This is a genomic window from Pseudoalteromonas piscicida, from assembly GCF_002744175.1.
Lineage (GTDB): Bacteria > Pseudomonadota > Gammaproteobacteria > Enterobacterales > Alteromonadaceae > Pseudoalteromonas > Pseudoalteromonas piscicida_B.
This window is the reverse complement of sequence record NZ_NKHF01000100.1, coordinates 13,639-25,681: the sequence shown is the minus strand read 5'-3', so window position 1 is coordinate 25,681 and position 12,043 is coordinate 13,639. Positions and strand designations below refer to the sequence as shown.

Sequence of the window (12,043 nt, the reverse complement as noted above, 5' to 3'; positions counted from 1 at the left end):
CTTGTCGCCATGATAGCTAACCCGGGATGGAAAGCAATGATTCAACTAGACCGACTGAAAATCTGCAATTGGATCCAACCTTGTGTGTGTTGTGAGCAAACAACATCACTGGCATTACTTTGCGACTATTGCATGCCTACATGTTTGGATTTTGCCGAACAAGAGATAAATCTACTTACCTACCCGAACATTCAACGCATGGTAAACCTAGCTCAGTGCGATGGATTAAGTGCGGTGAGTTGGTATCGTCCTCCCATGTCACACTGGATCCAAAGCGTTAAGTTCCATCATAGTAGAGCACATCTATGTGCCTTGAATGTATTGGCACATCACCTGTGGCGACGCTTTGATAGGGAAAGTGCGTTCCCAGTAGATATTATTTGTTGCTTACCCTTACACCAACACCGCTTGATACAAAGAGGCTATAATCAGGTAGAGCAGATCTGGCGAGGGCTACCACTGAACCCAACGATACTCACCAGAAACAGAAAAACACGAGCACAATCAGCACTCAGCAAAGCCCAACGTAAACTGAATTTGCGTAATGCATTCTCGGCCAAACCGACCGTAGCGGGTAAAAATATTCTGTTACTTGAAGATGTGATCACCACAGGTGCCACAATGGATGCTGCGGCAAAAGCCTGTAAAGCAAGTGGGGCGAATGCGGTGTGGGCCATGAGTATTGGCCTCACACCATTTGATGCTTAACGGCTAACGCGCTACATCTACCTTATACCTTGCGCAAAAAATAGAGCATTATTTAATAACCTACTGGAGCCATACCAAAAGCCACGAAATACCGGATTATCCGTCATACCAACCGCGACTCCTCGCCCTGCTTTTGATGCGATAAGCGCAGAAGAGCCGGCTATTTGCTGAACATTAATGGCATCTGCATAGCCAGATAACAAAGGCGCTTTAGTGTATGCTAATGATTCGACAAAAGGCTTATCAGCACGATGCATTACCCAAGTACTATTTTTAAATACGGGTAACTCACTATTTTCAAACCCAAAAGAAAGCGGATGACTGAGGTCGAGTCGCGCATCAAAAATAGCACCAGCAATACGCTGTCTTGCAGACAGTCTATCTTGGTCTGCAAAGGTGAGATTTTTGGTTTCAAACAACTCACGCATTTCTTTACTCGACACCATTTCTGCATCTAACAATTGCTGTTCAATCAACCACTGCGCACCGCGCTTTTGCCCCCAAATTACGCCACCTTTAGCAACCCATGCGAGGATTTTAGATTTTGCTTTATCACTGAGATCATTGTACTTTCCATCTGCGAGTAGGATATGGCTATAACGTGATAAATCGAGTCTGCCGATATGATGTTTTTCTACAATGGACGGGGCTAGCATCAAATGTCTATCTAGGTGATACCAAAGCTCTCCGACTTCATATTGGCTTACACCTGCGCCGCCAAGGATCAGTACTTCAGGCTTTTGCAATTGCAGCATTTGTCTTGAGCCCAAATCTACGCCACTTGCTGTTAGTCCTGTTGTCACACTATATACAGAAAGCCCAAGCTCACCTGCAATCGTTTCTAGTTGACTGTACCAGTCATCTTGTTGTTGGATGCCACTGGCAATCACCAGCGTGCCCGCTTGAAAATCTTGGCTGCCTGCAGTAGTTACTGCTGAGAATGGCGACATCGCTGCGGCCACCTTTACACCAGCCTGCAATAAGCGATTCGCCAATTGTGGAGCCAAATAATGATGCCAACTTACCGTGTAGGCATAACTCCCCGCAACTGGCGCAAGGGGTGGTTTATCAATCTGGTTATCATTGCTTAGCTTCAGCCCCCAATCACTTGTTAATGCAGCAAAATCAAGGTCGTAAGCATAAGGCATCGTCCACCCAGAGACATCATAGAAGGTATTGTCTTTAAAGTGGGTTTGAGTACTAAACAACGCCTTAATGAGTCGATATTGAGGCTGTGCCAAGGGAATATACAAATCTCCTTGCTGATAGTTTCTATTATCAACTTCTTTGTCCTTCGCAAGGTACTTTACTTCGATATGGTGTTGTTTCAATAAATCGATAAATGCTGTAAAGCGATAGCTGTCTTCGCCCTTAGCAACAACATAACCATTGATTTCGTCTTTACTTGCCAGTGTGGATGCTTGTTGGTAAAACTGCTGCTGATACTCAAGCAGAGCCTGTTTATGTGATACACCCGCTTGAAACGTCGATAAACTGGTGGTTACCTGATTTTTAATGGTTTCTGGAAAGCTCAGTACTCCATATTGGGTTTCTTGCGCGTGTCCGCGACTACTAGCCTGCTCAAACAATATCCCAACCGCACCGTTAACGTCTGGATACGTTGACCCTTTGCCATAGTAAAAATCGTCAAAGCTTTCTTGCGTAAAATATAGCTTCCCCTGTGCATCTAAAGCTTTTGCATGAAACTTACCTATTTCATTCGTTAATTCTACATTCTTCAACGGCGTGATTGGGTGTGTTCTAGACGGGATCCCTGGTTGAAAGAAGTAAGTACTATTGGGCCCCATTTCATGAAAATCGGTTAGTACATTTGGTTTCCAGTTATGGAAAGCTTGAATACGGGCTTTCGATTCAGGGTGTTGTAACAGTAGCCAATCGCGATTTAAGTCGAACCAATAGTGATTGGTGCGGCTCGAAGGCCAAGACTCAGTATGTTCGCGGTGTGCAGGATCGCTAGATGGTGAAAGACTTTTATTACTATTGGCCCAAGTCGCGAAACGAGACAAGCCATCAGGGTTTAAGGCAGGATCTAATAGAACAACGGCGTTCTCAAGTAACTCAGTGACAAACTCACCTTGTGCAGCAGCTAAATAGTACGCGATTAATACCGCGGCATTACTTCCAGACGACTCATTGCCATGCACACTGTAACCCATCCACATCACAACCGGCTGCGTGGTACGACTCGAGTCATCGCTCAATGAGGAAAGATGAGCCTGCTGAATACTCGCCAGATTTTGCTGGTTTTGTGGCGAGCTGGCCTTAAGTAACAACAACGGACGTTGTTCGTGGCTATAGCCAATCGTCTCAATGCTGAGCCTTGGGCTTTCATTTGCTAATGTTTGTAAATATTGAACTATTTGATCATGACGCAAGTGCCACTGCCCAACTTCATATCCAAACGCTTGCTTTGGAGTAGTAATGGTTGGGTCAAATTTTACCTCATCACCAAAATAATAATCGATGGGCTTTGCCTGTAAGCCAAAGCTCAAGAGCAAGATAATACAGCTGATCAACCGCATGGTAATTTCCTTTAATTCCGATTACTTTTCAAGCTAACAAGCCTATCTTCGATTGCCAAATTTTTACGCTGAACACTAGCGACAACACGATGAGGAGAGTATGATACGTATTAACCGAGTAATTTAGTCAAGTATAGAGCGAATTATGATCCATATTTCAGATTCTGCCCAAAGCCATTTCGCAAAACTATTAGCCGATCAGGCTGACGGCACCAATATTAGAGTTTTCGTGGTTAACCCTGGCACTTCTCAAGCTGAGTGTGGCGTGTCATATTGCCCAGCAGATGCTGTAGAAGAAAGCGATATCCGTTTACCATTCAATGGATTTGAGGCTATTGTCGACGAAGAAAGTGCACCATTTTTAGAAGAAGCCGACATCGACTTCGTTACCGACAAAATGGGCAGCCAGTTAACACTCAAAGCACCTAACGCAAAAGCCAAGCGACTACGTGAAGATGCTAGCCTCGCCGACGCGTCGAGCATATGCTAGTCACCGAAGTAAACCCACAACTAGCTAATCACGGCGGTCAGGTGAGCCTAGTCGAAATTACCGAAGACGGTATTGCCGTCCTTCAGTTTGGTGGTGGATGTAATGGTTGTTCAATGATCGATGTCACCCTAAAAGAAGGCATCGAAAAAGAGATGGTTGCCAAGTTTGAAGAGATCAGCGGTGTTCGTGACATCACGGAGCACGCACGCGGCGAGCACTCTTACTATTAATGAGCAAAACCCTCATTTATCGCTTAGGGTCTCACCCTAAGCGCAGCCTCAAATTCTTTCTTGCAGGTCTTTGTCTCGTTATTGTTGCCGCTATCTTTATTGCACTTGGTTATTATCAAGACCACCGTTTTCAGATAGTCGGTTTAATACTGCTACTTCCCGGCCTTTGCTGCGCTTTCTACGGTTATATTGGCATTTTCGCCAACCGTTTTTCTCAGGTCTTAGAAGCGCGAGAAAAGCGTCATCAAACACTAAAAGACAATGATCCTTTTGCCTAATCCAGCAGCGCTCCGCGACGAGATAGCTGATAATACTGGTAAGCTAGCGTTACTCCCCGTAACCCCATAAAGCAGCTCATCGCAAACCAAAGCGCGTGATTACCCAATGATTGTGCGAGTAAGAATGGTAGAAAAAACCCAATCAGTGCTGAAACCAGCATGCTGTTTCGCATTTCTTTAGCACGAGTTAATCCGACAAAGACACCATCAAATAAAAAGCAACTCATGGCAATCAGCGGCAAAGCAACAAGCCAAGGTAAGTAAACACCTGCTAACGTAATCACCTCTGGAATACTGGTTAACAAACCGATGATCCAGCCACCAGCAACATAAAAAGTAAGACTGTAGAACAGTGCAAATACCGCCCCCCAAAACAGGCTCACTTTTACCCAAAGCTGTAGTTGAGTTAACGAGGCTTGCCCCTTTGATTTTCCTACTTTTGCTTCTGCCGCATAGGCAATTCCGTCCATTGCAAAACTCACTAACATTAAGAAGTTGAGCAATACAGCATTTGCAGCCAACGTGATTTCTCCAAGTCGGGCGCCATAAAAGGTCATAAAGCTAAAACACAACTGCAAGATCAATGAACGGATAAAGATGTCTCGATTCAGCGTCAATAGACTGAGCCAATGAGCTCGTTCAGGTAGACAAAACTCTAGTGTGATTCCGTGCTTTCTCGCAACCCCCATACATAAAAATATCGATAAACCCAGCGCCGCATAGTCTGCCATTAAGGATGCCCAAGCGGCCCCTGCTACGCCCCACTCGAATCCAATAACGAATAAAACATCCAAGGCTATATTTACTATATTTGTGAATAACACTAAGTAGAATGGCCCACGGCCATAATGCATACCGAGCATAAAACCCAGTAACACCAAATTTAGCATCGCAGCGGGTGCGCTAAATACCCGGATTTGAAAGTATAGTTTGGCTTGCTCAAATACTTCATGAGAGGCATTCGACAATGAGGCAATCACATTGAGTAAAAATGGAGACAAGACAATCAAGCTTAGTGCAAAAATTAACGCAATAAGCATGCTGGTATACAATGAGCGCACTAACTTGTCGTGATCTTGCTGGCCACTGGATTGCGCAATCACACCTGTAGTGCTCATTCGTAAAAAGCTGGCGAGCCAAAATAATACTGAAATAGAGCTTGAGCCCAGTGCGATCCCAGCCAAGAAGTGTGCATCATCCATATGACCAATAACAGCTGTGTCGACTAATCCTAACAGTGGGACCGTAATATTTGATAATATCATCGGACCTGCAAGTAGTAAGAGGCTCAGATGTTGCGCTTTATGGCATTTAAGAAATTGATACAGCATATTATTTTAGGCTTGGCCCTGTTCTCTGCAAATAGTTGGAGTGCGGTCATCTTACAGTATCATCACGTCAGTGAGAAACTGCCGGCGGTCACTAGTGTTAGTGAAGAAACCTTCAAATCACACCTTAGCTATATTAAAAAAAATGGCTATACCGTGATCCCATTACCACAACTATTAACTCGCCTACAATCGGGAAAGTCACTGCCCGCCAAAACGTTAGCAATTACTTTTGATGATGGTTATGACAATAATATCACTGCTGCTGCCCCTCTCTTACAGGAGTTTGGCTTCCCCTACACTATTTTTGTTAATCCGCAGCTTATCGATGAGAAAAAAAGCTATGTGATGACTTGGGATGAACTGAAAAAGCTGGCAGAGCGAGGCGCTACCATCGCGAACCATAGCGCCAAACATGATTACTTGCATCGAAAGCTAGATGGTGAATCCGAAGCACAATGGCGAGCGCGTATTACACATGATATCACGTGGTCACAACAGCGTATTAAAGCAGAGATTGGCCATGACTATCCTTATCTTGCTTATCCTTACGGTGAGTTTAATCAAGCGCTGCAAAAGTTAGTGACGGAATTAGGTTTAATCGGCATTGGGCAACACTCTGGTGCCGTGGGGATCACCTCAGACTTTTCACGCGTTGCGCGCTTTCCTGCCTCTGGTATTTATAGCAATTTAGAAACATTGAAAACAAAATTGGATACCAAAGCGTTCCAGCTACAGAATCTGGTGTATCAGGACAGCGTAACTGAGAATAAGCAGCCTGAAATAACCTTAGAGTTTGAAAATAAAGATTTTCACACCAGTCAATTTACTTGCTATGTCTCAGGTGTTGGTCAGGCTGAGCTGGAGTGGCAATCTGAAAATAGAGTTCGGATCCAAACTCCAAAAGCACTTACACTGGGACGCTCGCGATATAATTGTACCGCGCCATCCATAAAAGATGCGGGACGTTACTATTGGTTTTCTCAGCCTTGGGTTATTGTGAAGTAATACCCATGGTATTAAGTAACCTAAACTCGGGATAGCAGCTTGTTCTCTAGCAGCTGTTATCCCTTACTATTGCGTTAGTAGCAAGGCAAAAATTTTGCTATTTAGTTATTCTAAATGAACAATTTTTAACAATGCTAATATGGTATTTCACCCTTCAAATTGATTGGAAACTGATTTCAATTGGTATAAGACAGTCAAATCACACCTCACTTCTTAACGTTTTTATTGAAGTTACTTTTTTATTGCACTGAGCATTGTTTCGGTTACCTTGCTCAGTGGTACCAAAGCCTGTACAGCCCCTAACTCATGCGCGGCTCTTGGCATTCCCCAAACCACACAACTCAACTCATCTTGCGCGAATGTTCTAGCCCCCGCTAATTTCAGCGCTAACATAGCTTTGCCCCATCGCTGCCCATGCCGGTGAGCATGACAGCACACACATGTTTTCCCATGGGAACTAAGGAGTTAAATAACACTTCAACGGAAGGTTTATGACGATTCACAGGATCAGTGTCATCAAGACGACACACATATCCATTTGCCGTGCTCGCCACCTTTAGGTGTTTATCTCCAGGTGCAATAAAAACATGGCCCGGTTTTAACACATCCCCATCATCCGCTTCTTTCACCGCTACCGCGCAAGTCCGATCCATCCTTTGTGCAAACGATGTACTGAACACTGGCGGAATATGTTGGGTAATAACAACTGGGGGAGCATGAGTCGGCAGGCGCATCAGCACCTCACGGATGGCTTCGGTGCCACCAGTCGAGGCGCCTATTGCTAAAATTGTTTGTCGCGAGAATGTAAACTTTGTACCAATTTCAATCTCACTATCTTGCTTTGGCGCTTTGAATGAGCGTACTCTCGCCTTAGCTGCCACCCTTATTTTTTTTACCAAAATATCGGAATAGGACATCAGCTTATCGGCAACATTGCTTGTGGGTTTGGAAATAAAGTCAACCGCACCAAGTTCCAATGCCTCTATCGTAGCTGGCGACCCTTCTTGTGTTAGAGTTGAAATCATAACTACTGGCATCGGTCGTAAACGCATTAAATTTTTCAAAAAGCTGATGCCATTCATTTTTGGCATTTCAATGTCTAGCGTAAGCACATCTGGTGAAGTTGATTTAATTAACTCCCTCGCTTCATAGGGATCTTCCGCAGTGCCAACAACCTCAATACCTTCTGCCTGACTTAGTATTTCTTTTAGCAACCCACGAATTAGCGGTGAGTCATCGACAATCAGAACCTTGATCATATTTCACCCCTAAAACAGCTCAATATCCGTCTTGTTATCTTGAGCTTCAATATCATGTAAGTAACGCACTTCACGCTGTTCAATCGTATTATTGTGCATAGTCCGTAATTTTTTCACCTGTGCTTTGCCGCTTTGTGGGTGAAAAACCACTTTTCTGGGCCAAGGTCCTCCCACATCCTGAGAGATGAGGTTTAAGCTCTCTTCTTCAACATAAGCTTGTGCAAACCTAATATTCCCATCTCCAATATCCGTCATGGAGCTAATAATTTTCCCACCACCAAACAGTTTTATTTTTAGGTTGGTTCTTGAAGCGCCATTTTTTATTACTTCGTTAATAAGATACTCCATCGCCCAGTTGCCATATCGACAATTTAGGTCATCAGCATGTACCTCTCTTAATGCCTTGGCGCCTGGCAACATAAAATGATTCATTCCGCCAATTCCTAGCTTCTCGTCATATACACAAGCGGCAATACATGAACCAAGCACCGTCGAGATTAGTTCATCCTGCTTAGACACATAAAACTCCCCAGGAAGTACTTTCGCGACAACTTTGGCTCGTCCAGAATCCCAAAAACGCTTTACATGCTCAAAGCCTCGCAGAACAGGTCTAAACTCTTTCATTCAACTGGCCTTTTTGATAAATGGTTTTACCTAAGTTTTTAAACTCAAGGTGTTCTTTTCCCATTGTTTCTGAGTGTCCTATCAACAAATACCCATTTGGCACTAACAAATTGTGATACTGCTGAAAAAGCTTATCCTTGGTTTCTTTATCAAAGTAAATTAACACGTTGCGACAAAATATCACGTCAAAGGGCCCCTTCATCGGCCATGGCTCCAACAGGTTTAGCCGCTTAAAATGGATAAATGACTGTAACTTTGGTTTCACCCGATATAAAGCGCCGTCGGCACTGCGCAAAAACCACTTTTTTAGTTTTTCTTCATCTAGTCCTGTTACATTATTTGCGGTGTACTCTCCAATACTTGCTTTACTCAGTACATTAGAATCGAGATCGGTGGCCAGTACTTTGATGTCCCAATCACTCGGAAACGCACTTGCGATGGTCATCGCAATACTGTACGGCTCCTCACCTGTAGAGCAACCTGCTGACCAAATTCTGACTCGCTTATCCTGTTTATGTCTGGCAACTATTTCTGGTACTATTTTTTTTGCCAAAAACTCAAAGTGATGATTCTCTCTGAAAAAGGACGTTAAGTTTGTCGTTATCGCATTGATAAAATGGCTGAACTCAGCATCCTGATTGTCTTCTAAAAAAGAGAGGTACTCCGCAAACGAGTGAAGTCCGTTAGCCCTAATGCGACGCGCTAATCGAGAGTAAACCATTTCCTTTTTATGAGGCCCAAGCACGATGCCACACACATCATAAACCCGAGCCGAAATTTCGGAAAAATCCTTATCGGTTAATAAAAACTCTCGCATCGTATTATTCCTTCAATCAAACTCACTACTTGTTTGCGCTAAGTGGCTTGTCGGCTAAAACTCTTCCCACTCTTCGGAATCATCTGCAAACTGATTACCCCTTGTAGCTGGAGTTGGAGAAAGCGTTTTGCTGGAGTTCATACTTTGTTTTGGTAGCTGCCTTTCAGGAGCTTTATAAGACTGTGGAGCTTCAGCAAGTTCGTAACCCTGCCCTGAACCGTCGCCCAGTGTAAAGAAGTTTAATAGCCTTCTCATGTCGTTTGCTTGCTCAGCCATTGACTCACCAGCAGCTGATGCTTCTTCAACCAGTGCTGCATTTTGCTGTGTCATCTCGTCCATTTGAGACACAGCTTTATTAACCTGCTCAATACCTGAGCTTTGCTCGATAGACGCTTCTGCAATATCAGATATCATGTTCGTAACACGTTTTACGGACTCGACGATACCTTTTAATGTTTCGCCAGACTCATTAACCAGTAATGTGCCATCTTCCACTTTACTGACACTGTCTCTTATCAAGTCTTTGATTTCTTTCGCTGCTGCCGCTGAGCGCTGTGCAAGATTTCTCACTTCACCGGCAACTACCGCAAAACCACGCCCTTGTTCACCTGCTCTTGCCGCTTCTACTGCTGCATTTAAGGCCAACAAATTAGTTTGGAAAGCAATTTCATCGATCACACCAATAATGTCAGCTATTTTCTTGCTCGAATTATTGATCTCAGACATGCTCGCTACGGCGCGAGTCACCACTTCACCACCTTTGGTTGCTTTATCACAGGTTTCTTCTGCTAATTCGTTCGCCACCTTGGCATTGTCAGCATTTTGTCTGACCGTACTGGTCATTTCTTCCATACTGGATGCAGTTTCTTCTAGCGATGAAGCTTGCTCTTCTGTGCGCTGACTTAAATCAGCATTGCCTTGGGATATTTCCTCGGCTCCACTAGCCACTAAGTTTGCAGACGTGCGGATCCGACTTAACACCTCTGTTAACTTCTCGGCAGTGGTATTGGCGTCTTTTTTCAGTTTTTCGTATGCACCGCGATAATCCCCTTCGATACGTCTAGTTAAATTGCCTGTAGCCAATGAATCTAACATGTCGCCCATGTCCGTCACCGTTTCATCAACAGTGGACACTAGGCTATTAAGCCCTTGTGTTAAGCGTAAATAGAACCCATCTTTACCCGCCTCAGATAAACGAACGCTCAGGTTGCCGCTATTAGCAGATTGCACAAGCCCACCCACTTCTTTTTCGATAGAAGCTTCTTTCGTTCTATCATCCCACTCGATAACAGTGCCGACACGCTCGTTGTTGCTATCAAAAATAGGATTGGCCACCAAACTAAAGGTTCTTCCTCCTACAACAATTTCCGTTGTGTACTCTGACTCCAATCTCCCTAGCATACTACGCTGATGACTCGGATTACGGTGGAACACATCGATATTTGCACCTAAGAGTTGTCGACTATCGAAGTTAGGCAGATCTCGTTTCAGATCATGCTCCGCGTTTCTCATCATTTCTTCAACGCGCGGTTTAAATAGACTATCTCGAACTGTTCATTCGCGATCATCGTGTTTGTTGATACATTATCTAATGCTCGACGAACCCTTAAGTTTTCAGCGGCGGCAGCTTTTTCTTCTTGCTCACGTATTAACCGTTCCGTTTTATCTTCCCACTCAACAACCGTGCCTATGCGATTTCTATCGTCATCAAAAACAGGTGTCGCAATCAGGCCAAAAGTAAAACCTGCAACCTTAATATCGGTTTTATAAACATCACTCAGTTTCTCAAGCAAATTACGCTGATGGTTGGGGTTTTCATGAAACACATCAATACATTGGCCAACCAGGCTATCTACATCAAAATTCGGTAATGACTTTCTAAGCTGAGACTGGTTATCTCTTAACATGCTGACAACCGAGTCGTTGACGTAAACGATATTTAAGTGTTCGTCTGCAAGCATCACATTAGCCTGACAAACATCTAGCGCATTTGATATACGTGCATTATGACTGGCCAAATCGGCCTGCTTTTTCTCCATGGCTAGCTCTCGAGTGAGATCTTTCCACTCTACTAGCGTCGCGATCCTTTGTCCTTCGTCGTCAAATACAGGCGTTGCAATTAAGTCAAACGTTAACCCAGCTACCTTTATTTTTGTCACGTAAGGCCTGGTTAAATTAGCCAGTATCCCCCTTTGGTGGCTTGGGTTTTTATGGAACGAATCAATATTTTGGCCAATCAAATTTTCCACATTAAAACCGGGTAACTCCTGTTGCAACTTTGCTTGGTTTTTCCTTAACATGCTGGTAACTGAATCATTTAAATAAACAATATTCAAAGATTCATCGGCTAACATAATATTTGCTTGGCAAACCTGAAGCGCCAGTAACAAGCTATGGCTATGATCTTGGCTATTATCATCGGTATTTAATAAATTAGACACTGCCTGATACAGTGAAGACTGTCTCGCCGCACTATTCACATTGAGTAGACTGGCATCTTTTTGTTGGATGGCAGGCACAATTTCTTCAACATCTCTTAATTTAGAGAGGAGCACGTTTGCACTCTGCTTTAATAGTAAAATCGCCAACACTACACTAACTAGCGCGATGACAATCGCCACATAAGTCTGAGTAGACATACTAATATTCAGCATCTGAACACTAATTGCCAAGCCCACAACTATTATGGCACTCGCTATCAAGACCCTATTGTTGAGTTGACTTGCTAATGCTTGATCGTTCATGTTATCCCCCGACA

The 12,043-nt window shown here is 43.8% G+C and carries 7 protein-coding genes and 3 pseudogenes; 4 read left to right on the top strand and 6 right to left on the bottom strand.

The window, feature by feature from the left end; translation table 11 throughout:
- The first annotated feature begins 36 nt into the window (after positions 1-36).
- Complete coding sequence (locus tag CEX98_RS20060) at positions 37-708, top strand: ComF family protein (RefSeq protein ID WP_099643766.1); 672 nt, start codon at positions 37-39, stop codon at positions 706-708.
- A gap of 17 nt (positions 709-725) precedes the next feature.
- Here the strand turns inward: CEX98_RS20060 and CEX98_RS20055 are convergent, their stop codons facing one another.
- Positions 726-3,251, bottom strand: a complete 2,526-nt coding sequence (locus CEX98_RS20055; protein ID WP_099643765.1) for a M14 metallopeptidase family protein — start codon at positions 3,249-3,251, stop codon at positions 726-728.
- A gap of 145 nt (positions 3,252-3,396) precedes the next feature.
- On the opposite strand from CEX98_RS20055, the pseudogene nfuA reads away from it, so the two are divergent.
- Together nfuA and CEX98_RS20045 are read left to right on the top strand one after the other, a co-directional pair.
- A pseudogene (nfuA, locus tag CEX98_RS20050) lies at positions 3,397-3,971 on the top strand (Fe-S biogenesis protein NfuA).
- Positions 3,971-4,249, top strand: a complete 279-nt coding sequence (locus tag CEX98_RS20045) for a hypothetical protein (RefSeq protein ID WP_099643764.1) — start codon at positions 3,971-3,973, stop codon at positions 4,247-4,249. Before nfuA ends, CEX98_RS20045 begins: the two are co-directional and overlap by 1 nt.
- Here CEX98_RS20045 and CEX98_RS20040 read toward each other — a convergent pair.
- Complete coding sequence (locus tag CEX98_RS20040) at positions 4,246-5,514, bottom strand: MATE family efflux transporter (RefSeq protein WP_099643763.1); 1,269 nt, start codon at positions 5,512-5,514, stop codon at positions 4,246-4,248. The two genes, CEX98_RS20045 and CEX98_RS20040, sit on opposite strands and share 4 nt — an antisense overlap.
- A gap of 27 nt (positions 5,515-5,541) precedes the next feature.
- On the opposite strand from CEX98_RS20040, the gene CEX98_RS20035 reads away from it, so the two are divergent.
- Positions 5,542-6,585 carry a polysaccharide deacetylase family protein gene (locus CEX98_RS20035; protein WP_099643762.1) on the top strand — a complete coding sequence of 348 codons (1,044 nt, stop codon included), beginning with the start codon at positions 5,542-5,544 and terminating at the stop codon, positions 6,583-6,585.
- 231 nt (positions 6,586-6,816) lie between these two features.
- Here CEX98_RS20035 and CEX98_RS20030 read toward each other — a convergent pair.
- The 4 genes and pseudogenes from CEX98_RS20030 to CEX98_RS23505 form a co-directional block, all read right to left on the bottom strand.
- Positions 6,817-7,844 (bottom strand): annotated as a pseudogene (locus tag CEX98_RS20030) (protein-glutamate methylesterase/protein-glutamine glutaminase).
- Positions 7,845-7,853: 9 nt separating this feature from the next.
- Positions 7,854-8,468, bottom strand: coding sequence for a chemoreceptor glutamine deamidase CheD (gene cheD / locus CEX98_RS20025; RefSeq protein WP_099643761.1), 615 nt, complete (start codon positions 8,466-8,468; stop codon positions 7,854-7,856).
- Positions 8,455-9,285, bottom strand: coding sequence for a CheR family methyltransferase (locus CEX98_RS20020; protein ID WP_099643760.1), 831 nt, complete (start codon positions 9,283-9,285; stop codon positions 8,455-8,457). The genes cheD and CEX98_RS20020 overlap by 14 nt, the downstream gene beginning before the upstream one ends.
- A gap of 54 nt (positions 9,286-9,339) precedes the next feature.
- Positions 9,340-12,029: pseudogene (locus CEX98_RS23505) on the bottom strand (methyl-accepting chemotaxis protein).
- Positions 12,030-12,043: the final 14 nt, after the last annotated feature.

Bases quoted from the DNA above. Each gene is read 5' to 3' on its own strand.
- CEX98_RS20060 (WP_099643766.1), top strand. From the start codon at position 37: ATGATTCAACTAGACCGACTGAAAATCTGCAATTGGATCCAACCTTGT.
- CEX98_RS20055 (WP_099643765.1), bottom strand. From the start codon at position 3,251: ATGCGGTTGATCAGCTGTATTATCTTGCTCTTGAGCTTTGGCTTACAG.
- CEX98_RS20045 (WP_099643764.1), top strand. From the start codon at position 3,971: ATGAGCAAAACCCTCATTTATCGCTTAGGGTCTCACCCTAAGCGCAGC.
- CEX98_RS20040 (WP_099643763.1), bottom strand. From the start codon at position 5,514: ATGATATTATCAAATATTACGGTCCCACTGTTAGGATTAGTCGACACA.
- CEX98_RS20035 (WP_099643762.1), top strand. From the start codon at position 5,542: ATGTTGCGCTTTATGGCATTTAAGAAATTGATACAGCATATTATTTTA.
- cheD (WP_099643761.1), bottom strand. From the start codon at position 8,468: ATGAAAGAGTTTAGACCTGTTCTGCGAGGCTTTGAGCATGTAAAGCGT.
- CEX98_RS20020 (WP_099643760.1), bottom strand. From the start codon at position 9,285: ATGCGAGAGTTTTTATTAACCGATAAGGATTTTTCCGAAATTTCGGCT.